The organism is Streptomyces lancefieldiae, from assembly GCF_031845825.1.
Taxonomy (GTDB): domain Bacteria; phylum Actinomycetota; class Actinomycetes; order Streptomycetales; family Streptomycetaceae; genus Streptomyces; species Streptomyces lancefieldiae.
On the sequence record NZ_JAVRFH010000059.1, the window covers coordinates 1 to 24,072 of the forward strand.

Sequence of the window (24,072 nt, forward strand, 5' to 3'; positions counted from 1 at the left end):
GACAACGACCCTCACCAAGAAAACGACATCCCCACAAACCCACCCACCCCAACTACCAGCAAAAACGCCTCACACACCCAGTGCAAACAACTGACGCCACCCACTGAAAACCACACGACGCCCATCAGTCACATCGATGGCCAAATGTCAGCCAGGCCGACAGTTCTAGGCGCGAAACGTCAGCCACGCCGACATTCGCGACGGTGTCCCGTTGAGCAGCCCGCAGGAGCACCCAGGGGGAGATCTGTCCCCCCTGGGGGGACACAACACGCCGGAATGTCAGCCACGCCGACATATCTGTCGGCGTGGCTGACATACTTCCCCCGTCGAAGATCAGCGAAGTGGAGAGCAGCCTCGTGCCTTCCGAGCCACAGCGCCGCCGTCCCTCACCGAAGCGCGCGCCGCGCCGGCCGCCGGAGCTGCCCCTTGTTGATGACGAGATCCAGGCATGGTCCAAGCCGGTCCGGTCGGTTGGGGACGACCTAGACGCCGTCGCCAACCGCTACCCCGACCGGCATCTGTCGCTCAGCAGCAAGCGCAAGCCAATGGAGTTCTACGACACTCCGGAGCGGCCCAAGGCGTTCTCCATGGACTCCCTGGAGTTCTTCTTCCTGATCGCGCAGTACTTCCGTGAGCCCCTGCCGCTGCGGCTCATCCTGCTGATGATCGCCTGCCAGAAGGCCGGCGGACAGATCCGTCTGACCCAGGACGAGATGGCGACGGTCCTGGACGTGCACCGCAGCAAGATCAACGACGCCCTCGGGGAAGTCATGTCGCACGGCATCGTTTTCAAGGTGCGCCGGGGCGTCTACCAGTTCAACCCGCCCTACTCGTACCGTGTAGCTGAGTTCATCCCGGGCACCGAGCTGGTCGAAGCCGAGTACATCCAGGTCGACCAGGACAAGACGATCGCGAAGATCCGTAAGGATGAGAGCCTGCCGAAGCTGGTGCGGTTCCCGTCGCTGGAGCACATGCGCGAGGCGATCGAGGAACTGCGCAAGCAGCGGGCCGAAGAACGCGCTGCACGCCGGTTGGCCCGTGCCCAGCGCCAGGAGGAGGGAACAGCCCAGTGAGCACCTTGAAGTGGGCGGCGACGAACGCCGACAGCCTTCTCGCCGACCTGGACCTGCCGCCCGCTGCCTACCGTGCGCTGCTGAAGCTCCGGGCACGCAGCGAGCCCGGGGGCCGTATCGCGATGGACCAGGCCACCCTCGGTGAACTGATCGGTCTCAGCCGCCCCAGCGTGAACGCCGCGCTGAGGGAGCTGGAGCTGGCGAGGCTTGTCAAGAAGGTCCGCAACGGCGTCTACCAGATCAATCCGATGCTGGCTGGCTACACCTCCCCCGAGGACGCCCTGTCCGCCGTCAAGGCGATGCCCAAGGCCGACCGGCTGGACAGCAAGAGCTACGTGGCGAACTACCACAAGGCCGTGGCCGCCTACCAGGACCAGCTTGCCGAGCAGCGCAAAAAGCGAGCAGCGGCCGCGGCCGCCAAGAAGGTCGCGGCCGCCAAGAGGCGCGGCTCGCTGCACGCCGTCGGCTGACCCGGCCGCCCGCCCGGCCGGGTGACACGACACCACGGCGCTGCACCTGCGGGTGTAGTGCCGTTCGCGTGCCTGGTGTCGACGTCGAGACACTAGAGATCCCTTTCAGCGTATGTTTACCGTCGCCGAACTGATGCCGCACCTGACCGAACGCGGCATCACGCTGTCCTCCTCCCAGGTCCACCGCCTGGTCTCTGGCACGCCGGAACGGCTGTCCCTGCCGGTGCTGGCCACCCTCTGCGACATCCTCGACTGCACGCCCACCGACCTGATCACGACCTCGGCCCAGAACCTCCCGGCCATCCGGGCGGCCGGAGAGGAAGCGCCGATCAACCTGGCCGCCCGGCGACCCACGCGGGTCCGGCTGACGCCGGAGGGGTGAGCCGTGACACCGGACGAGTACGAGCCGTGGATGATCCGCCACTGCTCGTCCTCCAAGCCCCGGCTCCCGTCATCGCGAAGGCGCTGGGTTACCACGACAAGACAACCACCGGCCTGGTCACCGAAGCTGGAGGAACCTGGAGTCGATACCCTCCCGGCGACCACACACAGTGATTGCGCCTGAGTTCGGTTCGCCGCTCCATACGCTCGCGAGCTTAGTCGTCTGGCGGAAACTCCCGGTCCAGAAGCTGTAGTACCTCCTGCTGCCGCCGATGAAATCCTGGCAGCAGGGGCTGCACGAAGGCGAGATGCTCCGTAATCGACAAGCCCCGGTGAGCGGGCGGCTGCGCCGGGTGATTCCGATCAAGGGCCTTATTCATCGAAGCACAGAACAGGTACGCCGTTCCCATAGCCTCCGAGTCGAAAACGATCTGCCCGGCCGCCACCGTCCGGGTCCCACCGAGCATGTCTGAGCGCAGCGCGCATGCCCTCAGCCAACTCCGAAGCTGACGGCTCCGCCAGATCGCTCGCCATACCCGCATCGTCCCAGCCTGGCTCGCGGAAAACCACCCTAAAACAGCTACTCGCCGTGACCGAAGTCGTGGATGCCCAGCGAATACACGACACCTCAACATGCGATCCCACCAGTCCCGAGGCCGTGATCGTGGTCGAGGTGCCGCTGTACCTGGTGTGGCTAGTGCGGGTCGGCTACCTCATCGGACAGCGCCTGGACTTCCCCCAGCTTCGCCCGGGGAGACATATAACACCACGTAGCGAAGCACTACTAGGCGGGCCGAGATTGGCCGAAGTGACATGTGTTGTCAGGGCATTAGCTGTCTTGCGGGTCCGGGCTTGCGGGCGCATGTCCGCCTCGCCGTCGACCTTGAACCCGCGTACAGCACGCAGGTGGGTCGGACGCAAGGGTGCGCACCCGACCCACCTGTGGCAACCCCAGGGAGGGTCGGGCACAGAGACCGGCTGGCTGCTACCGGCTCCAGGAGCTCACCAGGTGGCGACGACACCGACCGCCGCGATCAATACGGGCAGCTCAGGGGGTGTGTGAATTCAGCAGGACATGGGGTTGGTGAACTGCCGACTCTCGGCCCCCCTGCTGGTGCAGGTCGACTGCCGACCGCTGGTGAGGTCTCCGATCGAGGTCTGGTCGCGGAAGCCTATGACCCAGGCCTCGCCGAGTGGCGCCCCCTGTACAACGTGGGGGTAGCGGAGGAACTCCCACGCGGGGAACTTGTCGGCGGATAGGGACGCAGTGACGGTGTCCTTGTCCGGTGACAGGGTCAGCCTGGCGTTGATCCGTCCCAGACCGGGGCCCGCGCACACCGTGCCGACACAGATGTGGTCCCAGGAGTTCATGGCGGAGACGCCCACGGTCAGGCCGCCGGAAGCGGTGCGCGAGACGCTGATCAGATTGCGCGGGTCCTTGGACTTGTCGCCCACGGAGGCGGCATCGCCGCTGGAAGTACGGTTGCCCGAAGGTGCGGCCCTAGCAAGAGTCCCCATCACCGGATTGTCGCGCGGGAAGGCAGGGCGCCGCCGTGACGTGGACGCTGCCAGACCCGACCGCCGCGGTGGGTCGCGCAAGCCTGGAGCGTCAGGCGTACGCAGGCGCAGCGCTGCCACAAGGTCCAGCGTGCACGACCGTGGTACGCATCGCCGACCACCAGCACAATCAGATTCGCCCCAGGTTCTCCCCACCCGTTCCAGCACGCTGCCACACAGCAACCGGACCCACACGGAAGCAGGCACACATGCGCAAGACACGCGGCGCCCTCGCCGTCCTCGCCCTCTCGGCCGCTGCGCTGACAGGCACGACCACCAGCGCCGCCGCCACCGGCAGCTTCTCAAGCAGCCGTGCGGCCGCGGCTCCATGCAGCGTGCCCGACGCGTTCTGCGCCACCAACGGCAGCGGCGACCAACTCGTCCTGCACTGCGGCGAATCCGCACGGGCGCCTTGGAGCGGTGTCGGATACTGGGACAACCGCCTTCCCGGAGGCGGCATAGTCAAGATGTTCGACTACTACGGCTCCGTGAACCACGTCGCGCCCGCCGACTCCGGTCCCACCGAGATCAACTGGAGTCCCGTCTGGAGCCTGCGCGCCTACTGCTGACACCGCTCGACGCGCAGCAAGGGCGGTCTCCCACAGCTCCACCTGGTTGCCGAGCATCACCAGGCTCCTGTCCACCGCCGCGAGGCCGTGGGAGACGGGCAGCGCCGCCCGCACTCAACCCAGGTTGACGACGCTCGCGTGGTACTGCGCCGCGATCCGCTCACAGGTCGCCACCATCAAGGGCGGCCGGGCCTGGACGTACCGGCCGGAGCCGATCGGACGGTGGCACTCCTTCTGCAGATCCTGCAGGAAGATCGCGTCCACCTGCGTCTTGGGGCTGTGCGGGCCGACTCCGGTCATCCCCGCGACCCCGTTGCGGAAGCCGTCCTCGCCCAGCAGGTCGCGGTAGTTTCGGTAGCCGAAGTCATGCCGGATGCACGCAGCCTTGAAGTCGAACCCGGCGGGCTCATCCGGGCTCGTGCTGCATCCATCGTGGTTCCAGCGCAGTTCGTACGGATCGGGCTGCTTGTCCACGAGGTGCGCACCCCTCGCTTTGGCCCACGCGTTGAACGACTCCTGCCCCGGCTGGAAGAAGCTGTTCAGGCGGGCGATCTTCTCCTCGGAGGGGACCGGAACGGCCGGCGCTCGCAGGTCGAGCCACTCGTCGGTCTTTCCGTTGCCGTTGTACTTCTGGACGGAGCGCCGGTCGAGGGCGAGCCGGTAGAGGTAGTGGCCGCCGGTGGCGAAGGCGGCGGCGGGTCCGCTGACGGAGTCCCACTGGTGGGGCTTGCCGGCGTACTTGTAGAGGCCGCGGGTGTCCCGGTTGACGGCGTAGAGGGCGTTGCTGCCGAAGATGTGCTCGGCCCGGTCGCCGACGGGATTCCACTCGCCCTTCTTCAGGTCGCGCTCCATGACGGAGCCGTCGGGGCTCAGCCCGTAGACGTTCTCGTCGGTCGCGGCGAACGTGACACCAGGGCCGCCGGCCTTGTCCCACTTCTCGGGCTCGCCGCTGTACTGGTAGAGGTCGCTGGCGTCCCCGTTGGTGGCGTACAGGGCGGTGCGGCCACGGACGTCGTAGAAGGACTTCCTGTCGGCGGCGGGGCCGACGTAGAGGTTCTTGGCGGGGCCGCCGATCTTGTTCCAGACGTCTCCCTTCCCGCTGTACTCCCAGACTCCGCTGCCGTCGGGGCTGATGCCGTACAGCTTGTCGTCGGCGGCGGCGAAGGTGAGGCCGGGGTTGCCGATGCGGTCCCATCCGTCGCCGTTGTACTTCCAGATGCTGCCGGTGGACGGATCGGTGCCGTAGACGTTGTCACCGCCCGCGTACAGCTTCGTGGCACCTCCCCACACCCTCTTCCAGCCGTCCTGGCGGGGGGACCATTCGTAGACGCCGCGGTGGTCGGCGGACAGGCCGTAGACGCCCTTGCCCGTGGCGACGATCTGTTCCAGCTCGACCGGCGCCGCCGGGTTGCCGTTTCCGTCCGGCTGGTTCGAGGGAGCAGCGTTCGCGGCGATGCCCAAGGCCAGGACTCCGACGGCCAGCAGGCACACCATGCGCAGCGCGCCGTGGAACCTACGCCACAGGCCGACGGACCGCTGGGGTTCCTGTGGGTCGTGCAGGGGCTCGATGGTGTTCATCTGTTTCCTTTCCAGGACGTTGTGCGGAAGGGCTGGAAGGCAACCGGATCAGGGCGCGAGCGGGCCGCCGACACGGAGCCAGACGTCGGGCGTGCCGGTGTAGGCGTAGACCCCGCTGTGGTCGGGACTGGCGCCGTAGAGCCGGTCGCGGGTGGCGGCGAAGTCGGCCCCTGGACCGCCGATGCGGGTCCACTTGCTGTGGGCGCGGTCGTACTGGTGGATGTCGCCGCCTCGGAGGTCCGTGGCGTAGAGGGTGCCGGCGCTGGTGTAGATGCGGCTGGTGCGGCCGCGGACCTTCACCCACCGGTCGCCCCTGCCCGTGTACTCGTAGACAGCGGAGTGGTCGGGGCTGATCCCGTACAGGCGCTTCGCCGTCGCGGCGAACTCCGCCCCTGGACCCCCGACGCGCTTCCACGTCCCGCGGGCGCGGTCGTACCGGTGGATGTCGCCGCCTCGGAGGTCCGTGGCGTAGAGGGTGCCGGCGCTGGTGTAGATGCGGCTGGTGCGGCCGCGGACCTTCACCCACCGGTCGCCCCTGCCCGTGTACTCGTAGACAGCGGAGTGGTCGGGGCTGATCCCGTACAGGCGCTTCGCCGTCGCGGCGAACTCCGCCCCCGGGCCCCCGACGCGCTTCCACGTCCCGCGGGCGCGGTCGTACCGGTGGATGTCGCCGCCGGGGCCGGTGGCGTACAACGTGCTCCCGCTCGTGTAGATCCGCTTGGTGCGGCCGCGGACCTTTACCCACCGGTCGCCCTTGCCCGTGTACTCGTAGACGCCGGAGTGGTCGGGGGAGATGGCGTACAGGCGGTGGGCGGTGGCGGCGAAGCTGGTTCCGGTGCCGTCGGCGAAGGATGTGGTGGCGGGAGCCGGCGGCGTGGCAGAAGCAGAGGTGGACGACCGGGCGGGGCGCTTGGTGGGTGTCGGTGTGGGTGCCTGCTTCGCAGGGGCCGGTGCGGCGGACGCGGAGGGGGATGTCCGGGCTGGGCGTTTGGTGGGCTGGGGTGCGGGCCTCGGCTTGGCTGATGGGGGCGTGGTGACGAGCTTCTTGTACCGCAGAGGGACGTACACCGTGCGGGGGTGGCCGGCGATGCGGCTGTCGTGGATGTTGGCGCTCTCCTTGCGGGCGGGCCGGCCGCTTCGGCTCTCGCTGTAGTAGACGAAGTCACCCTTGGCCCGGTCGGTCCAGCCGCCGAAGAGGAGGGCGTGGGCCGCCGGGTAGTTGAGAGCGTCACCCGCCTCCAGCTGGGAGAAGCCGGAAAGCCTGTTCGCGACGTCGGGCAGTGACCGGGTCGTGAGGCTGCTCTTGAGCTGCCAGGCCATGGAGACGAAGCCGGAGCAGTCCTGCCGGTAGTGCCCGCCGGTCACGTCGTCCTTCCAGGCGTGCGACTGGCTGTAGGGGACGTCCTGCTCGACCCAGTGCTGGGCTCGGGCGATGACCTGCTGCGGGGTGACCGGGCCGCCCGGGGCGGCGCCCCGGCCGAGTGTTCCTGTCGAGGACGGTCGGTGGGTGCTGGGCTTGCTGTCGGCTTGAGCAGGTACGACGGCCAGGCCGACAGCCAGGGCCAGCCCCGTTGCTGCTGCGAGGCGTTTGGGCCGGCGGATAAACGCTCGGTGCACGGTGGTCCCTTCGCTGTGGTGATCCCGCTGTGCCGGTTGGCGGAAGCGGTGGAACACCACGCTGGAACCTGATCTGATTATCCGTCGGAAGGTCGCGGTATCCGTCCAGGTCAGCGGGGTGGGGGACACCGGACAATCGCGAACCTGTGCGAAGTTTCGCGAACACGCACGCCAAGGACTGAAGGGGGAGTTATGGGCAGATCAGGGCGTCTTCCTGGACCTTTGAAGGGCCGCACCGCAGCAGCGAACGCCCTCGCGCAGTTCCTGCGGGACCTGACCGCGGAGTACACGGTGAGCCAGCTGGCGGAGCGCTACCAGCTGAGCAGGAGTGTGTGGAGCGAGTACCGATCCGGCTTGAAGATCATTCCGCTGCACCGCCTCAACCGGATCATCGAGGACCGCTTTTCCCGCGACGCCCGCACCAGAGGCGCCAAACTTCAGGAGGCACGTCGCCTCCACTCTGCCGCCATGGCAGCGGTCCCCGCCACCGCACCGGCACCAAGTGCCGCGCCGCCGTCGGGTTCCGCCCAAGTCAGCCCCGCTGCCGATCCTGACCAGACGCCAACGCCAACGCCAACGCCGGCTCCGGCTCCGGCTCCGGCTCCGGCTCCGGCTCCGGCTCCGGCTCCGGCTCCGGCGAACGGTAGCGGTGAAGAAGCAGGCTTGTTCGCGGACAACCGGCCGACCTCGAACGATTCCACTCCGGACAACGCGAGCGAATCCCCGCAGTCCGCTCCGGAGCAAGCACCGGCGATCCCGTCGAAAACGCGGTCTCACGACGACACCGGGAAAAGGACCCCGCCGGCCGGCCACGTCCCGCGGGCGGACCGGTGGAGGCGCTGGAGGGCGCCTGCGCAGTGGGCGGCACTCGCGGCCCTGGTCGCCGTCCTCGTCATCGCCAACCAGCTCCAGAACTCGGACGACCAGCCCGAGACTGCGACCCCGCTGGAGGTTCCCGAGCAGGTCGAGCAGAGCACCGCACCCGCGGGACCGAGTGCCTTGCCCACCGGTCCCATGGCTCCAGTGGAAGTCCGTCCCACGCCGGGGACATCTTCCGCCCCGGCCGCGTCCGCGCCGGCGTCCTCCAAGCCGGAGGAAGCACAGACTCGGAGCGGTGGAGCCGGCATCGTGGTCGCGACTTCCAGCCACCTCTACCGCATCACCGCCGACGGGCAGGCACAGGAGTACACCGGCAAGGCCGGTGTCTGGACCGTCCTGCGCAAAGGAACCGAGCGGATCTTCACCAGTCCCACGACGCTCTACGCCACCGACGGCAAAACCGGCAACATCGAACAGTACGACCGCTCCAAGAAGACCTGGACCGTCATCGGCGGCCCGGGCAGCCACTTCGCAGCCACCGGCACCCACCTCTACGGCGTCGGCACCCTGGGCACCATGGAGTACAGCGGCACACCAGGCGTCTGGCACCAGGTCCGCGGCACCACCGAGCGGATCTTCACCAGTCCCACGACGCTCTACGCCACCGACGGCAAGACCGGCAACATCGAACAGTACGACCGCTCCAAGAAGACCTGGACCGTCATCGGCGGCCCGGGCAGCCACTTCGCAGCCACCGGCACCCACCTCTACGGCGTCGGCCCCGACCACAAGGCCACCTTCGAGTACAGCGGCACACCAGGCGTCTGGCACCAGGTCCGCGGCACCACCGAGCGGATCTTCACCAGCCCCACCACCCTCTACGCCACCGACACCACGAGCGGGAGGCTCCAGGAATACAACCGGTCCAAAAGGACCTGGACCGACATCGGTGATTCCGTCGATTCCTTCGTCTCCACGAAGGAACGCCTCTACGCCGTCAACGCCGACCGCTCCGACGTCTACGAATACTCCGCCGCCTCGGGTGGCTGGTCCCCCATCGGCAATCCTGGGCACTGAACCCCTGAAGCGCCGTCGCACAGCTGCCGACCGAGTCCACGAGTCCAGCCGAAAGAACGCCAGTGATCCCGAGTACGGCGATGGGAAGCCGGAGCAGGCCGAGGAGGTCCTCGACGGCTCCTACACGGTGAGGGGCGGGTTGATCGACAACGGCGGGCAGGAAGAGGGCTAGGGCGGGAACCAGGAGTCCCCGCCCTAGCTGTGGGCCCTGTACCAGTGACAGCTTGGGTTGCTGTAAGGGCCGGAACTCCGTGTCTCCTGCCTAAAGGAAGGAGGCCCCGCTCGTTGTCTGTCATTCGAGCCGGGAGCGGCGCATTTCGATGAGGGACCGTGCCAGGGTGTCGAATCGGGCGGCGTCTCGGTCCAGTGCCTTCATGCTCAGGAGTCGGAGCAGGTCGAAGAAGTGGTCGTCGCTGGGCACCTTGTGGTCAAGGAGCATCGCGAGGGCGCCCGGCTGGTCGTAGGGCATCTTCCGGACTCGCTGGTCGCTGGACTCCTCATGAGTCGGCCCTTGCGAGGCCGCGTCGCCTCGCGGCTCGGGGATCACGTCTCCGGGTGCGGGCGTAGCTGTGCTGTTGGCTAGTGGCGCCGGGTTGGTGATTACGCCGTAATCATCGGCTCGACCGCCTTCTGAGCCCGTTGTAGGGGTCTCCGCCAGCTGGACCTTCCTGGGTGGTTGGTCTGCTCGTGCTTTTCTCAGTTCTTCCAGGGCAGCCACTTGCTGGTCAGCTGGCTTGTTCCCCACCGCGCGCAACAGGTCGATGGGTTCATCGCCGATTCGCGCCTGCAGTTCGGGGGTCAGGTTGAGCAGGGCCAGACGCTGAGAGACCCAGCCTTGTGAGCGGTGCAGGCGCTTGGCCAGCGCTCTCTGGCTCCCGTGAATGGCCAGAAGGCGTTGCAGAGCGCGGGCTTCGTCGAGTTCTTCGAGGTCCTGTCGGTGGATGTTGGCGACGAGGGCGGACTCGAGGAGCTCTTCTGAGGTGGTGCCTTGGTCGTCGCTGACCATGACCTTGATCGTGGTGAGGCCGGCGTCGCGGGCAGCGGCTAGGCGGCTGCTGCCGTCGATGACGACGTGCGTGGTGTCTCGCTCAAGGTCTGTTTCACGGTCGGGGTTGGCCTTGAGGTAGGCGTCGCGGTTCATGACCGTGATGGCCTGCTTCTGGCCGTGGGTCTTGAGGCTGCCTGCGAGGTCGGTGAGATCACCGAGTGTGGAGCGGGGGTTGTCGGGGTTGAGGCTGATGCGGGCCACCGGAAGTTCAGGTGGAGGGGCAATACCTTCGGTGGGTACTCCGGTGGCGGCAGCGACGGCTTGGCGGCGTGCGCTGATGGGCCGCGCTCCCCCGCCGAATCGGCCTGAGCCGAGCTGATCGGCCTTGCTCACAGCACCTCCCTTGCCAGAGCCCGCATGCCGACTGCTTGCTGTGACTTGGGAGCGTAGGCCAGGAGTGGCCGCTTCACCCGGACCGCTTCCTTCTGTTCTTTGAGGTCCCCGATGAGGCCTACGACTCGCGGGTCCTTTATGTCCACCCATCCCTGCAGGGAGGAGGTGGCGATGTAACCACGGCGGGAGTCGTACAGGTTCACGACGATGCCGAGGTAGTCGATGTCGACTTGGAGGTCGCTGCGGAGGTCTTCGATCTGTGTGCTGAGCAGTTCGAATGCGTCGGCGGAGCTGTCTTCTGCCTGGACGACGATGAGGGCACCGGATTGTCCGGGCTTCTCTCCGTCGCGTCGGCGGCCGTAGTAGGCGGCGGCGTCCATGCTGAGACCGAGGCTTGGAGGACAGTCGACGATGATTACGTCGTAATCAGCCTCGAGCGGGGCGAGGGCTCGCTCGAGCGCAGCTTCCCTGGCACGCACGGCGGACAGGCGCACGTCGAGCAGGAATGCGTCGTTGCAGGCCGGCAGCAGGTGGAGTCGACCGTCGAAGGCCTCGTCGTCGATGGAGACGATGAGGTCCCGGAGGTCTCCCTTCGGGTCGCCGGCCATGTGATTGGTGAGGCTGTCGCCGTTCATCGGCAAGGGCGCGGCGCCGAGCTGGTTGGTGAGGTGGCACTGCGGGTCGAAGTCGACGAGCAGGACGCGCTGTCCGGGGCCGGGCAGGTTCTCGATGTCGAGTGGGTCGTCGTCCGATGCGGTTGGCGTGGTCTGTGTCTCGCTCGCTCGAAGGGCCTTGGTGAGTGCCTTGGCAACTCGGACGGGATGGAGGGTGTTGGCGTCTTCGGCCAGTGCCTCGCCGAGCCCTGCGGTGATGGCGGTCTTGCCGACACCGCCTTTCTGGTTGCAGACGATGATCCGTCGAGTGATGGCCGGTCGGTGGACATCTGGGGCCGGGTTGGTGTCGAGCCAGAGTTGGACGGACTGGGCCAGGCCCTGGATGAGGGAGACGCGCCGGTCTGCAGTGGTCTGCCGGAACTCTTCCCACTGGCCCGGGGGCAGGAAGGTGGCGAAGGAGTCGGCACCGGCAGTGTCGATGGTGGCCGAGGCCGAAGCGGAGGCCAGGTTGCACCAGTCGTTGATGCCCTGTTCGACAGCGGCCTGGATCTCGACGCCGTGCTGGGCAGCTCTGACTTTGAGGTTCTGCCGGAGCCATCCCGGCAGTTTGGAGACGACCTTCTCGCGGTCGCTGGAAGTGGCTGGAGAACTCATGAGGACACCATACTAACGTTCATGATCCAGTACATCATCGACGCGTTAGTTAGACCAAGTTGGTGCATGCCCTGTGGTCCGCCGGGTGATTACGACGTAATCACCCGGCGGACCACAGGGGCGGGTCGGCCACAAGTGATTACGGCGTAATCACCCACCGGGCGACCTGAGGGGCGAAACCCCCGGCCGGGGTGCCGACGGTGGCGTGGTGTTCGCCCTTGCCGACGTCCAGGGCAAGGAAGGCGGCCGGCACGACACCCAGCGACTGGAGCGACCCAAGCGACCCGGAAGCGGAAAGGTGTTCACGCTCGAGGGATCCTCAATGCCTGCTGGGAAGAGAGTCGCTTCGGTCGCTCCGGCGCTCCCCTCAGGAAGCGACCGAAGCTCAGCGACCGGGGGATCCTTTGGTCGCTGTGGCCTAAGAACATAAAACCGCAGGTCAAAGCTGGTAGGGGAAGATTGGAGCGACTGAAGCGACTCAAGCTCGACATATATGAAGGCATTAGCGTGCGCGCGTGTGCGTCATATATAGACGCCTTCAGTCGCTTCAGTCGCTGTTGGTCTCCCGGTACCCCCTCTGACCTGCGCATTCAGGTCTGTCGGTGGGTCAGCGACCGAAGGACTTCCGGTCGCTGACCCACCGGATCGGTCGCTGCGCCGCCCTGCAGGCCGTCCTCTCATCGACACGGCCCCACGCTCAACACCAGCCCCGCCGTGTTCGCTAAGGTATTCCCATCGATGAGTCGCTTCAGTCGCTACTTGGGGGTGTACGTGCCTGCTGACCTGCAGTTTTCTCCTAGCGACTCACCGGCTCCGGCCCCTGGAACCTCAGTCGCTGCACCATCTCTGGCCACTGCCAGGTGGTGCGCCCGTAGAGGCTGGCCCGTTCTTCCCCTTGCCGTCGGGCGCAAGACCCCGGCCGCGAACTGTGCTGCTTGCCGTCGAGACAGGCACAGTCCTGCTCAGTGCGTCTGTATCCCGGAAGGTCGCTGGTGCCACGGCTTCCATGCCGCCACGATCGACCAGCGTCGGATCAACCAATGGTGGGGGAGCCACCCCGACTTCGGGGTCGGCGTCGCCTGCGGTCCCGCCGGCCTGGTCGTCATCGACATCGATGCGCACGACGCCCAGCCGCCCAGCCGCGGCAGGCTCCTCCCGGGGATCCCCATCGGCGACCACGTCGATCTGACAGGGCTGTCCACCGGCTTCCACTCCCTCGCGGTCCTGGCCGCTCTGCGCAACATGCCCAGCCCGGCCGAGGACACCGCGACGCTGCGTGTACGCACCCCTTCCGGTGGCCTCCACGTCTGGTACCGGGCAGGAGACAACCGCCGCTGGCAGTGTTCCTCCGGTTCCAGCCAGGGTCGTGCCCTGGCCTGGCAGGTCGACATCCGTGGTCACGGCGGCTACATCATCGCGCCCGGCACCACCACGGACGCCGGAACCTACACCCCCGTCGGTGAGGTCCGGCAGCCCGCGGTGCTGCCGCCCTGGCTGGCGCAGGAACTCGAGCGCACCGGTCACCTGCCCGAGCCCAACATTCCGGCTCCGCGTCCGGTCCCTCCCAGGGCTCAGCAAGCCGTGCTCGCCGCAGGAGGCGGCCACCACCGCACGGCCCGCCTGCTCGCCGCCGTACTGGCCCCAGTCGCCGCTTGCGGGCAAGTCACCGAGGGCGCAGGCTTCTCCGACACCCTCAACCGAGCTGCCTACACTCTCGGAGGACTCGTCGCCGCCGGCCGCCTCACCCAGGACACCGCAGAGCGCGCTCTTGCCGAAACCGCGGCCACCGCCCGCCCCGGGCAGGAACGCCGCGCCGAACAGATCATCCGCAGCGGCCTGGCCGCCGGCCTCAAGCGCCCCCTCGCGCACGGGAGCCGCGCATGACTTCCCCAGGCAACGACCGTACGCTGTTCGACTTCGATGCCCAGGCAGTCGCCGAACAGATCCGCAGCCAGCAGCCACTGCCCCTGCCCGCGCAGCAACAGGCCCCCGCTCCGGCCAGCTCACAGGCCACCTCGGACGGGCTGCTTCCGGACACCCTGACCGACCGCGGTAACGCCAAGCTGTTCGTCAAGCTCTACGCCCAGGACTTCCGGCACGTTCCAGGCATCGGCTGGTACCGCTGGGACACCACCCGTTGGCAGATTGACGAGGACGACACCATCTTGTGGGCGGCCGGCGATCTCGCCGAGAACATCGCCCACCAGGACCAGTACGGCCGCTTCACCGCGCAGGCCCTCAGCCGACACCGCCGCCGAGCCCTGTCCACCGCGGGTATCAACGCCATGCTCACCCAGGCCCGTTCAGCGCCGGGCATGGTCCTCAACGCCACGCGACTGGACGCCGACCCTTACGCCCTGTGCACCCCTGAAGGGATTGTCGACCTGCGCACCGGGCTGGTCAGGACCCCCGACCCGAACAAGGACTTCCACTCCCGCTCCACCACCGTCGGCCCCCACCCCTCCCCGACCCCGCGCTGGAACCGGTTCCTGACCGACACCTTCGGCACCGACGCCGAAGGCACCGAAATGATCGGCTACCTGCAGTTGCTGCTGGGGTACGCCGTCACCGGCGACGTCGGCGGACAGGTTCTGCCCTTCCTGTTCGGCGCCGGCAAGAACGGCAAGTCCGTCTTGCTGGACGTTCTGATGAAACTCCTGGGTGACTACGCCGACGCCGCCCCTCCGGGCTTCCTCATGGCCCGTCCCTACGAAGGACACCCCACCGACCTCGCCGAACTCCACGGTCGCCGGGTCATCGTGTGCAGCGAGGTCAACCCGGGCGACAAGTTCGACGAAGCCCGCGTCAAACTCCTCACAGGCGGCGACCGGATCAAAGCCCGCCGCATGCGGCAGGACTTCTTCAGTTTCACCCCCACCCACAAGCTGCTCCTGGTCGGCAATCACCGACCCGAAGTCGGCACCGGCGGCTTCGCGTTCTGGCGGCGCATGCGCCTGATCCCGTTCGAGAACACCGTCCCGGACCACCGCAAGATCGACAACCTTGCTGACATCCTCGTCACCGAGGAAGGTCCCGGCATCCTGGCCTGGCTCATCGACGGCGCCCGTAAATACCTCGCTGGCCACCGCGACCTCACCGGGCCCGAACGGGTTCGCATCGCCACAACGGCCTACGCCGAAACCGAGGACCACACCGGCCGCTTCTACGAAGAATGCTGTGCCCTCGGCCCAGGCCTCCGCGCCGAGCAAGCCGGCCTCTACAGCGCGTACAAAGCGTGGTGCCAGAATGAAGGGGCACCCGCCCTGTCCTCACGTGCGTTCGCAGCCCGAACGCGCGAGCTGGTAGGGCTGGCCTCACCGAAACAGATGATGACGTCCAACCAGCGCAAGTACTACCCGGGCATCGGACAGCTCGCCGACCAGGAGAGGGAGGCCACCGCATGAGCTCCCTGATCACCGAGGACGAGATCGTGCACGAGACCGATCTGGTCTGGTTGGAGGACCCCGCCGACCTGGACTACGTCCGCCAGAGCCTGGACCGGCTCCCCAACCGCAAGGGCAAGCCCGCCTACCACCGCGACGGACGCATGGTCGGCTACGCCGTCCTGGGCACCACGGCCAAGCCCTCTCGGGCATCGGGTACCTTCCGCCGTCGCGTGTTCTGGCTGCTACCGCACGACCGGGACAGCGAACCCGACGGCCTGTACACCACGGGCGCCCCGGCTGAAGCCGTGGACCCACGCACCCTTGAACCCCGCGTCAAGGGCTACAAGACGGAACGGTCCGAAGGCGGTCCGCCCTCAGACGCCATGCAGGAACTCGGCATAACGCTGCCGTTGTAAGACGCCGGACCGAAGTCGCCGAGCGGGTAACGCAGTTGTGTGAACCTGCGGTCACCGTCAGTCATATGATCGGCCCATGATTTGGTTCGACTTCGGTGGGGTGCTCTCACCGCCGCTGGCGGAGTTGTACGCCTCCTACGAGCTCAAGACCGGTATCACGCCGGAGCAGCTCGCCGGAGCGATGAAGACGGTGTCGGATGAGATGGGGATGCCCCCCCTGGCGCCCGTCGAATTGGCGAGTATCAGCGAAGCCGAGTGGGGCCGCGGGCTCGCCCGGGCGCTGGTGACCGACCATCCGGGGATCGACCTCTCCAGGGCGAGGCTGGAGACCTTCGGTGAGCAGTGGTTCGAGGGCATCAAGGCGAACCCGGTGATGATGGACGCGGTTCGGTGCCTGCGGGAGAGCGGGATCACGGTGGGGATCCTGTCGAACAACGTCGTCGAGTGGGAGGCGTACTGGCGCCTCATGGTGGAACCTGCCGGAGAGATCGACTTCCTGATCGATTCCTGCAAGGTCGGGTTCCGCAAGCCCGATCCGCAGATCTTCCGACTGGCAGCGAGGACCGCGGACATCGCCCCGGGGCAGTGCGTGCTCGTCGACGACCTCGCCGTCAACTGCGAGGCGGCCGAGGCCGAGGGCTGGCGCGCCGTGCACTTCCGTGACGACCGGCAGGCGCTGCGCGATCTCGGTCGGCTCACCGGCCTTTCGGCGGCCTTCGAAAACCTTCCGTCGCTCTCACGTGCCTGAGATCACAAGTACCTTCAGCCCTCGTGGTACACAGCGTGCGTTGAGCGTCGCCTACCGGTGAACCGGCTGGGATGCGCTGTGGTGGACCACAGTGACGGCAGACGACGAACGAGGGAGCTCATGGACACCAGCATCACCTCCGCCATCAGCGTCAAGGACATTCCACGCCTCGACCCGCCGCCTGCCTGCACGCCGTTGGCGGGGCTCTCCGACGGTGGGTTGCCGAGAGTCGTCCTGCCCAGTGGTCACACCGCCGTGCACCTCACCCGTTACGGCGATGTCCACCGGGTGCTCAAGGACCCCACGTTCAGCCGGGCCCGGGCCAACACCGACGACGGCCCCAGTTTCCTGCCGACGGCGATGCCGCCCGAACTTCTCATCAATCTCGACGCGGCGCACCACGCGCGGATGCGGCGCGTCGTCGCCAACGAGTACGGGGCGGCTGCCGTCGAACGCCTCAGACCGGCTCTCGAAGAGATCATCGAGGTGTGTTTCGCCGATCTGAGGTCGGAAGAGCACCCGGACGTGTTCCGCACGGTCCTGGACCGGATCCCCGCCGAGGTCAACGCCCGCTTTCTCGGCTTACCGGCTCAGGACTTCGAACGCGTGCGTCTCCACGGCCGTACCGCGCAGATGGCGCCTGCCGACGACTTCGACACCCTGGTCGAGCACTTCACCGCAGTGTGCGCGTACGTCACCGATCTGGTGACCGGGGTGCGTCCCAGTGCCCGGGGCGGCCTCGTGGAGCGGCTCGTCGCCGGCCGTGACCGGGCGGAACCTCCGCTCACGGACGCGGAGCTGACCGGGCTGCTGCTCCCGGCGGTGGTGGCCGGTGACCACAACTCCCTGTCGGTGCTCGCCAAGGCCGTGTACGCCTTGCTGTGCTCTCCAGGGCTTTGGCAACGGCTCGTGGCCGATCCGGCGGTCGCCCCGCGCCTCACGGAGGAGTTGATACGGCTCATACCGCTCGGGGGTCCGTCCGCCTTTCCCCGTATTGCCACGCGGGACGTGGAGACGGCCGAGGCCGTGATCCACGAGGGGGACGTCGTGTATGCCGACGTCTTCGCCGCCAACCGCGACCCCGAGGTCTTTCCGGCCCCGGAGACCATCGACCCCGACCGTGAGGGTGCCAAGCACCTGCAGTTCGGCTACGGGATGCACCACTGCATGGGTGCGGCTCTCGCCCGCCTGGAGATCACGACGGTGCTGGTCCGACTGGCCCAGGAGTTCCCGCGACTTGCCCTGGACGCGGACCCGGAGACCCTGCCGTGGGACCACGGGGTGCTGCTCCGGCGGCCGACGGCGCTTCCGGTGCGCTGGTAGTAGCTGTAGTAGCTGAGAGGACGCCGGTGTGTCCCGGATGGGGGAGTGGGGGGCCGGGACACACCGGCGGGTCGGGTTGTCAGTCCGTCACGAGACCGGCGGTCGCACGAGAGCGGTCACCACGCTGGAGAAGGTGACTTCTCCGTTCTGCGTCGCGAGCACCTGCGTGCATTGACCGGTCCCTCCGATCGTGGGGAACTCCTCGACCGAGATGCGGCACGGCGCGTCGAACTCGTTGAACTGGAAGAACGTCGACTCGACCTTGACGGGGTACGCGTGCTCGGCGTGCGCGTAGGCATGTGCGGCTTGGCGTGACGCTTCCAGGAACAGCATTCCCGGCGAGTGGTCCACGGGGTGGTCGAAGAGGACGGGGTGGGACGTGTTGTTGCGGAGGAGCCAGGTGCGCCGATGCCCGGTCGGCGAGAGCACGACGTCATCGTCCCGGTCCCTCGCCACCAGGTGTGCGGCCTCCGCCGGCGGCAACGTACCCGGTGCGCCGGTCACTCCGGCGTACCGGCCGCGCAACCGGCGGTAGACGGACGGCGCGTGGCAGGAGAAGCGAGCCTGCGCCCTGCCCAGGTGCTTGCCGTCGCGCAATGCGGTGACGTGCAGGGTCACTGCCGCCAGTTCGCCGTTGTGGCGGCGTCGGATGCCCGAGCAGGTGATGTGGAGGTCGAGGTCGGTGGGGCCCGTTCCTATGCGCATGGCCGAGGGCGTGACCTCGTAGCTCAGGTACTGCCAGATCAAGTGGTGCCCGAACGGCAGGTCGTAGCCCGCGTGCGACAGAAGAGGGAAGCACTGACGCACGCTCTCGACGAAGAGCAGGGGATCGTGCAGGCCGTTCTGCGACAGGTAGAAGCGGTGGCGGGACGGCCATCGAGCGGAGACGACGAACGAGTCAGGGCGGTAGTTGTCCCAGGATGTCAGGAAGACCTCTGAGATGTTCCTCTTGTGTACGTAATGGGGCGGAACGGTTGGACCTGTGACCCTGGACGGAAGCGTATGGACAAGCATGAGTCCCCCGGGTAACGCGGACGCGGATAAACACTTCGCCGTGCTCAGTCGGCGCTGTCGCGCTGCTCGTGTAACATAACGAGTGTTCTTTTTGTTGTCGAGGGCTGGCTCGAACTCAATGGTCGCTAGAGGGCTCGTCCAGGAGGGCCTCAGGCGGGGTGCGGCGTTTCTCCGGGCTCGCTGAGGGGCGCCGAGCGCCTGCGCGGGGCGGCGAGTGGCCTGCTCCCCCCGTGTTCCGTTCACCCCCTCCTTGACTCGAATCGTGCAGGCACTGACAGTGGCAGACCTGCCCTTGGGCACGATCCTTTGGTGTTTCTTGAATCCCGCGAATGTGATGTGGTCCGGCTGGGCGCCGTAAAATAACGGCCGTTCGTTTTGATGTCCGGGGAAGGCGAGACGCTCCATGGCAGCGCAACCCAAGCAGGCACGTGCTCTGAAGACCCGCGACGACATCCTGCGTGCCGCTGCCACCACCTTCGACGAGCTCGGCTACAAGGGCGCCAGCATGCGGGAGATCATGAGACGGGCGGGCGTGACGCTCGGGGCGCTGTACTTCCACTTCGAGAACAAGGAGGCTCTGGCCCAGGCCGTCATGCTGGCCCAGACGGGGGAGCTGACCGCGAACCTGGACTCCGAAGGAGTGCAGCGGATCGTGGACTTCTCGATGACGTGGGCCCATCAGCTGAACGTCAGTCCGCTGATCCGGGCCGCGGTGCGACTCGCTGTGGAACAGCAGTCGCTCGGGATCGGGGACGACATTTCCTACGGAGACTTCGAGGCGATCTTCGTGGGATGGCTGGAGACGGCCAAGGAGAACGGGGAGCTGGCTCCGGGAGTTGTCCCTGGCCACGTGGCGCAGTTCCTGGTGGGAGCGTTCACGGGGATCCAGCACTATGCGCAGCTGGCCGGCAGTCTGCCCGATCTGCCCACTCGGGTGGAGCGCATGTGGCAACTGCTGTTGCCCGGGATCGCCACGAGTGAAGTCGTCGAACGGATCGTCGTGGATCCGAGTCGGGGGTGCGCCAACAACCATCCCGGCAGGGGCACGACCTCCACCGAGCCGCGAGCGTGATGCGTTACAGATCGAACCCGGCAAGGGGGATCACCCCGTCGTGACCGGTCGGGGTGCGTGGCTGCGGTCTGGCCGGCAGCAGAAGGGATGTGCGGCGCATGCGAGGTCCGGGCGGCGGTACTGGCCTGCTGGACGGAGCGACGATCATGGTCACCGGAGCGTCGAGCGGCATCGGTGCGGCAGCCGCCCGGCTGTTCGCCGCCGAGGGCGCCGCGGTCGTGCTGATGGCTCGGCGGGAGGACCGGCTGCGGGAGCTGGCGGAGGAGATCACGGCATCCGGAGGCAAGGCGCTGGCGTCGCCGGGTGACGTCACCGACCCGGACCACGTGAACCGTGTGGTCACGGAGACGGTCCGCACGTACGGAGCCCTCGACGGCGCGTTCAACAACGCGGGGTGGGCCACGGCGGGGAAGCCGCTGCACGAGACGGACGACTCGGTGTTCACCCAGGCCCTCGACGTCAATCTGCGCGGAGTGTGGAACTGCCTCAAGGCTCAGATATCCGCCATGCTCGAGTCCGGTACGGGCGGCTCGATCGTCAACACCGCCAGCATCGCGGGCGTTCTCGCCACGGGGGCGACCGCGCCCTACATCGCGGCCAAGCACGCGGTGATCGGCCTGACCAGGGCCGCCGCCGAGGAGTACGGCCAACGGGGCATCCGGGTCAACGCGTTGGTCGTGGGCAGCACGCGTACCGAACTCATCGAGGACGTACTGAAGTCCGCACCGCATCTGGAAGAGGCCTACACCACGCGGTCCGTGCAGCGGCGCATGGCGGAACCCGTCGAGGTGGCGCAGGCGGCGGCGTGGTTGTGCAGCAGCCGGGCCTCGTTCGTCACGGGTGCCGCCGTTCCGGTCGACGGGGGCTGGACCGCGGCCTGAGCGCACCCGTGCCCCGCGGCACTCACCGCCAGTGGCGCGCGGTCGACACCGCCCACCCGGTGAGCAGCGCGCACAGCACCGCGCCCGCGGCGAACACCGGGGCGTGGTGACCGCTCTGGAGCGCGGAGGTGCTCGCCGCCACCACGACGGAGTTCGCCAGCATCGCCGCGGCCGCGAACGACGAGGCCGCGCGTGCCCGCTCGGCGGCGGGGACCAGGTGGGGCAGCCAGGTCTGCAGGGTGGTGTGCAGATAGCCCCAGGCGACGCCGAGTACGGCCGCGCAGAGCAGGACGACGGCCACGCTCGGCGTCACCGCGACGAGTACGGCGCCCGCGCACCCCAGCGAACCACCCGCCGTGAGGAGCTTCACGGGGCCCCACCGGCGCGCGTGCCGACGCAGGACGAGCGTGCTGCCGAGCACGCCGGCCGCGTAGACGACCAGAGCCGCCGAAGCCGCCTGCTGCGCACCGGCGGCGGCGAGGACGGGCGCCAGCAGCGCGGGCAGGGCCAGCATGACCGCGCCCTCGGCGACGCCCATCCCGATGACCGTGAGGTACGCGGTGCCCGTCCGCCCGGATCGCCCGGCGGGGCGGTGAGTGGGTTCGGGGGCGGAGCGGGTTCCTCTGCCGTACACGGTCGTCGGTACTTCCACACGGACCCGCGCCGCGGTCGCGGCGGTGCAGAGCGCCAGCACGGCGAACACGGAGCGCCAGGTCCCCAGGTGTGCGGCCACCCCCGTCACGACGGGTGCGGCGATGGCGCTCGCCGCGGTGACGGTGGTGAGCCCGGCAAAGGCGCGTTGACGGTCCCGGGACGTCGGCAAGCGGTCGTAGGACAGGGCCACGGAGGGGGCGACGGCGGCGAATCCCACGCCGGCGGCGGCACGCAGCGCCACCCAGGACTCGACACCGGAGCAGAGCGCGCACGCCGCGTTCGCGGCTGCCGCCAGCAACAGCCCGGCGCGCAGGCTGCGCGCCGGGCCGAACCGGTCGGCGCTCCACCCCCACAGGGGCAGTGCGAGGCCCTGTCCGAGGGAGTGGGCCGCGACGCCCGTCGCGATGGACGCGATGTCGGTGTGCCAGGTGGCTGCGAGCGCGGCAAGCAGCGGGGCGGCGATGTGCCAGTCGGCGTTGCACAGGGCCGCGGCCGGATGCAGTCCGGACGAACGGCGGCGGGCCGGGGGACGCCGCCGGGGGAGGGGGTCGGGCGGTTGCCCGGGCTGGATGGGCCGCGTCGGCTGGAGCGAGGGGAGCAACGCTACGGCCTCGTGGGTGGGGTGACGCCGTGGGTGCCCAGCCGGCCGGACAGGTGCGCCACGGCCCCCCTGGGCACCCGTCCCCGGCGATCGTCGAAGCGGACGGGTACGCGTGAGCCGTCATCAGAGGCCATCGAACGGCATCCCCTCAGCAGGAGTGTCATGCGGGTGTTCCGGTCCGGCCGGCCGGCTGCCCACCCGCGGTGAACGTCGCGGTCCTGCAGAGCGCTGGGCGTGAGGTGATCCGCTGACGCCACTGCGCGGCCCGGGCCGCCGCCACGGTGGGTACTTCGACACGGCCGGCGGCGTACGTGCCATGGCCCAGAGCCGGGGGAACTCCACCCAGGACAGGTGGAGTCCGGGCGCGATGCCGGTCAGAACGTCCGGATCACCGATGTCCTGGTCCTCGTGGAGGAAGCGCCCGCAGAACGCGCGGCGCCGGATCCGGATACGGGCGCGGCTCGCAGGGCATCCACTCGCTCTCCGCGTCCACATCCAGGGTCCGCGCCGTCGGTCGCGTGGGCTGTCCGCCGGGGCCGTTCAGACGGAGATGCCCGAAGCCGCGGGCTCCTTGTCCGCCGTGCCGCACGCGGGCTGCGAGGACGCGCTCTGCTTCTGCAACGCCGCGCAGCTGTCCGCAGGTCCGCAGGCCGGAGCGGGGAGCTGTGCGGGCAGTTCCTCGCCCTGCTGCGGTGCGTCCTTCTTCAGGGCCAGGGCGAGGAAGCCGCCCAGGATGAGGAGGCCCGCGCCGATGACCCCGGCCAGCCGCAGCCCGGAGACGATGTCGGACTTCGCGGCGTCGGCGTAGGTGCCGGTGAACGTGGAGTTGGCGACGGCCACCAGGACGGCGAGACCGACGGCACCACCGACCTGCTGGGCGGTGGAGGCCATGGCGCTGGCCACACCCTGCTCCTCGTCGCTCACACCCGAGCCCGCGGAGGCGAAGACCGACACGAAGACGAGTCCGCCGCCGATGCCCCAGATCACGGACCCGGGCAGGAGGGCGTAGAAGGATCCGCCCGTGGTCATGACGATGGCGGTGAGGGCGATGCCGACGCCGTTGACGATCATGCCCGAGGACAGGGTGACGCGCATGCCGAAGCGTTCCATGAACTTCGGTGCCAGCTTTCCGGAGCCGATCATCGAAGCGAGGGTCAGGGGCAGGAACGCGAGTCCGGCCTCGATGGCGCTGTAGCCGAGGACGGGCTGTACGTAGGTGGTGAAGACGTAGTAGCCGGCCGCGAGTGCGGTCTGGAAGACCAGGAGGACGGCCACCGACACGACCAGTGGCCGGTTCTTCAGCAGCCGCAACGGCATGAGGGGTTCGCGGGTCCTGGCCTCCGTCACGAAGAACGCCGCGAGCAGCACCGCGCCCAGGATCAGCGCTCCCAATGGAAGCGTGTGCGTCCAGCCTTCCTCGGGCCCGGTCACCAGGCCGGTGACGATCGAGGAGACGCCGACCGTGGCCAGGAGCGCGGCGGGCAGGTCGAAGCCGCCCACGGAGAGGTTCATGCGGCCGTCGGGCCGGATCGTGGCCGGAGCCGGGATCAGGACGATCAGGGCGAGCGGGATGTTGATGAAGAACACCCACCGCCACGAGGCGAGGTCGGTGAGGACGCCACCGAGCAGGGCGCCGGCGGCGAGACCGAGCGAGCCGGCCGCGCCCCACACCGCGAACGCCTTGGTGCGCAGCGAGCCCTCGAAGGACGTGGCGATCAGTGCCATCACGGCGGGGAAGAGCAGCGCACCGCCGACGCCCTGCACCAGACGGGCGGCGATGAGAACGCTCTGGCCGGTGGCGAGACCACCCGCGAGCGAGGAGACCGCGTAGAACACCAGACCTGTGAGGAAGAGACGGCGCGCGCCGATCCGGTCCACCGCACGGCCGCCGAACAGAAGCAGGCCGCCGAAGGAGACCGCGTACGCGGAGACGACCCACTGGAGGGATTGGGCGGAGAAGCCCAGGGACTCACCGATGTCGGGCAGGGCGACGTACACGATGTTGTAGTCGACGCTGATGATGAACTGCGAGAAGGCCAGCAGGAACAGGACGAGTCCTGTCCGCTTTGCTGGAGCCTTGGTCATGAGACCTCCTCAGGCCTGACGGTCAATCAACTTGCTGGCAGCGAGCGGGGCCGACGGCGCGTCGGCCGGGTGCCAAGGGAACCCAACTGACAGGGGCGTGTC

Annotated in this window: 20 protein-coding genes; 12 read left to right on the top strand and 8 right to left on the bottom strand. The window is 68.2% G+C overall.

Annotation, left to right across the window (positions count from 1 at the left end):
- Nucleotides 1-356 precede the first annotated feature (356 nt).
- The 3 genes from RM812_RS34920 to RM812_RS34930 all read left to right on the top strand — a co-directional run bounded on the left by RM812_RS34920 (nt 357) and on the right by RM812_RS34930 (nt 1,925).
- A complete protein-coding gene (locus RM812_RS34920; protein WP_311582432.1) occupies nt 357-1,073 on the top strand; it encodes a hypothetical protein in 717 nt (238 codons plus the stop codon).
- Nucleotides 1,070-1,543 carry a helix-turn-helix domain-containing protein gene (locus tag RM812_RS34925; RefSeq protein ID WP_311582435.1) on the top strand — a complete coding sequence of 158 codons (474 nt, stop codon included), beginning with the start codon at nt 1,070-1,072 and terminating at the stop codon, nt 1,541-1,543. Before RM812_RS34920 ends, RM812_RS34925 begins: the two co-directional genes overlap by 4 nt.
- A gap of 112 nt (nt 1,544-1,655) precedes the next feature.
- Nucleotides 1,656-1,925 (top strand): helix-turn-helix domain-containing protein, encoded by a 270-nt coding sequence (locus RM812_RS34930; RefSeq protein ID WP_311582438.1) that lies wholly within the window; start codon nt 1,656-1,658, stop codon nt 1,923-1,925.
- 1,064 nt (nt 1,926-2,989) lie between these two features.
- Here RM812_RS34930 and RM812_RS34935 read toward each other — a convergent pair.
- Nucleotides 2,990-3,442, bottom strand: coding sequence for a hypothetical protein (locus RM812_RS34935; protein ID WP_311582441.1), 453 nt, complete (start codon nt 3,440-3,442; stop codon nt 2,990-2,992).
- Between the two features lie 248 nt (nt 3,443-3,690).
- Here RM812_RS34935 and RM812_RS34940 point away from each other — a divergent pair, with 248 nt between their 5' ends.
- Nucleotides 3,691-4,050 carry a hypothetical protein gene (locus RM812_RS34940; protein ID WP_311582550.1) on the top strand — a complete coding sequence of 120 codons (360 nt, stop codon included), beginning with the start codon at nt 3,691-3,693 and terminating at the stop codon, nt 4,048-4,050.
- A gap of 114 nt (nt 4,051-4,164) precedes the next feature.
- Here the strand turns inward: RM812_RS34940 and RM812_RS34945 are convergent, their stop codons facing one another.
- Together RM812_RS34945 and RM812_RS34950 are read right to left on the bottom strand one after the other, a co-directional pair.
- Nucleotides 4,165-5,628, bottom strand: a complete 1,464-nt coding sequence (locus RM812_RS34945) for a phospholipase A2 (RefSeq protein ID WP_311582444.1) — start codon at nt 5,626-5,628, stop codon at nt 4,165-4,167.
- Nucleotides 5,629-5,676: 48 nt separating this feature from the next.
- Complete coding sequence (locus tag RM812_RS34950) at nt 5,677-7,245, bottom strand: hypothetical protein (RefSeq protein WP_311582447.1); 1,569 nt, start codon at nt 7,243-7,245, stop codon at nt 5,677-5,679.
- Between the two features lie 1,128 nt (nt 7,246-8,373).
- Here RM812_RS34950 and RM812_RS34955 point away from each other — a divergent pair.
- On the top strand, nt 8,374-9,141 hold the full coding sequence (locus RM812_RS34955) for a hypothetical protein (RefSeq protein ID WP_311582450.1): 768 nt from the start codon (nt 8,374-8,376) through the stop codon (nt 9,139-9,141).
- 292 nt (nt 9,142-9,433) lie between these two features.
- On the opposite strand, the gene RM812_RS34960 is transcribed toward RM812_RS34955, so the two are convergent.
- Both RM812_RS34960 and RM812_RS34965 read right to left on the bottom strand, forming a co-directional pair.
- Nucleotides 9,434-10,522, bottom strand: coding sequence for a ParB/RepB/Spo0J family partition protein (locus RM812_RS34960; RefSeq protein ID WP_311582453.1), 1,089 nt, complete (start codon nt 10,520-10,522; stop codon nt 9,434-9,436).
- A complete protein-coding gene (locus RM812_RS34965; protein WP_311582456.1) occupies nt 10,519-11,790 on the bottom strand; it encodes a ParA family protein in 1,272 nt (423 codons plus the stop codon). Before RM812_RS34965 ends, RM812_RS34960 begins: the two co-directional genes overlap by 4 nt.
- 771 nt (nt 11,791-12,561) lie before the next feature.
- On the opposite strand from RM812_RS34965, the gene RM812_RS34970 reads away from it, so the two are divergent.
- The 5 genes from RM812_RS34970 (at nt 12,562) to RM812_RS34990 (ending at nt 17,663) form a co-directional block, all read left to right on the top strand.
- On the top strand, nt 12,562-13,674 hold the full coding sequence (locus tag RM812_RS34970; RefSeq protein ID WP_311582544.1) for a bifunctional DNA primase/polymerase: 1,113 nt from the start codon (nt 12,562-12,564) through the stop codon (nt 13,672-13,674).
- Nucleotides 13,671-15,194 (top strand): DNA primase family protein, encoded by a 1,524-nt coding sequence (locus RM812_RS34975; protein ID WP_311582459.1) that lies wholly within the window; start codon nt 13,671-13,673, stop codon nt 15,192-15,194. The genes RM812_RS34970 and RM812_RS34975 overlap by 4 nt, the downstream gene beginning before the upstream one ends.
- Nucleotides 15,191-15,592 (top strand): DUF6009 family protein, encoded by a 402-nt coding sequence (locus RM812_RS34980; RefSeq protein ID WP_311582462.1) that lies wholly within the window; start codon nt 15,191-15,193, stop codon nt 15,590-15,592. Before RM812_RS34975 ends, RM812_RS34980 begins: the two co-directional genes overlap by 4 nt.
- 76 nt (nt 15,593-15,668) lie before the next feature.
- Nucleotides 15,669-16,340, top strand: coding sequence for an HAD family hydrolase (locus RM812_RS34985; protein ID WP_311582465.1), 672 nt, complete (start codon nt 15,669-15,671; stop codon nt 16,338-16,340).
- Nucleotides 16,341-16,460: 120 nt separating this feature from the next.
- Nucleotides 16,461-17,663: a cytochrome P450 gene (locus RM812_RS34990; protein ID WP_311582468.1), complete on the top strand. Its 1,203-nt coding sequence runs from the start codon at nt 16,461-16,463 to the stop codon at nt 17,661-17,663.
- Between the two features lie 87 nt (nt 17,664-17,750).
- Here RM812_RS34990 and RM812_RS34995 read toward each other — a convergent pair whose 3' ends face one another.
- Nucleotides 17,751-18,677, bottom strand: a complete 927-nt coding sequence (locus tag RM812_RS34995) for a ScbA/BarX family gamma-butyrolactone biosynthesis protein (protein ID WP_311582472.1) — start codon at nt 18,675-18,677, stop codon at nt 17,751-17,753.
- A 403-nt stretch (nt 18,678-19,080) separates the two neighbouring features.
- Here RM812_RS34995 and RM812_RS35000 point away from each other — a divergent pair, with 403 nt between their 5' ends.
- Nucleotides 19,081-19,749: a ScbR family autoregulator-binding transcription factor gene (locus RM812_RS35000; RefSeq protein WP_311582476.1), complete on the top strand. Its 669-nt coding sequence runs from the start codon at nt 19,081-19,083 to the stop codon at nt 19,747-19,749.
- 98 nt (nt 19,750-19,847) lie between these two features.
- On the top strand, nt 19,848-20,630 hold the full coding sequence (locus RM812_RS35005; RefSeq protein ID WP_311582480.1) for an SDR family NAD(P)-dependent oxidoreductase: 783 nt from the start codon (nt 19,848-19,850) through the stop codon (nt 20,628-20,630).
- A gap of 22 nt (nt 20,631-20,652) precedes the next feature.
- On the opposite strand, the gene RM812_RS35010 is transcribed toward RM812_RS35005, so the two are convergent.
- Both RM812_RS35010 and RM812_RS35015 read right to left on the bottom strand, forming a co-directional pair.
- Nucleotides 20,653-21,885: an MFS transporter gene (locus tag RM812_RS35010; protein WP_311582484.1), complete on the bottom strand. Its 1,233-nt coding sequence runs from the start codon at nt 21,883-21,885 to the stop codon at nt 20,653-20,655.
- A gap of 540 nt (nt 21,886-22,425) precedes the next feature.
- Nucleotides 22,426-23,970 carry an MFS transporter gene (locus tag RM812_RS35015; RefSeq protein WP_311582487.1) on the bottom strand — a complete coding sequence of 515 codons (1,545 nt, stop codon included), beginning with the start codon at nt 23,968-23,970 and terminating at the stop codon, nt 22,426-22,428.
- Between the last annotated feature and the right edge of the window lie 102 nt (nt 23,971-24,072).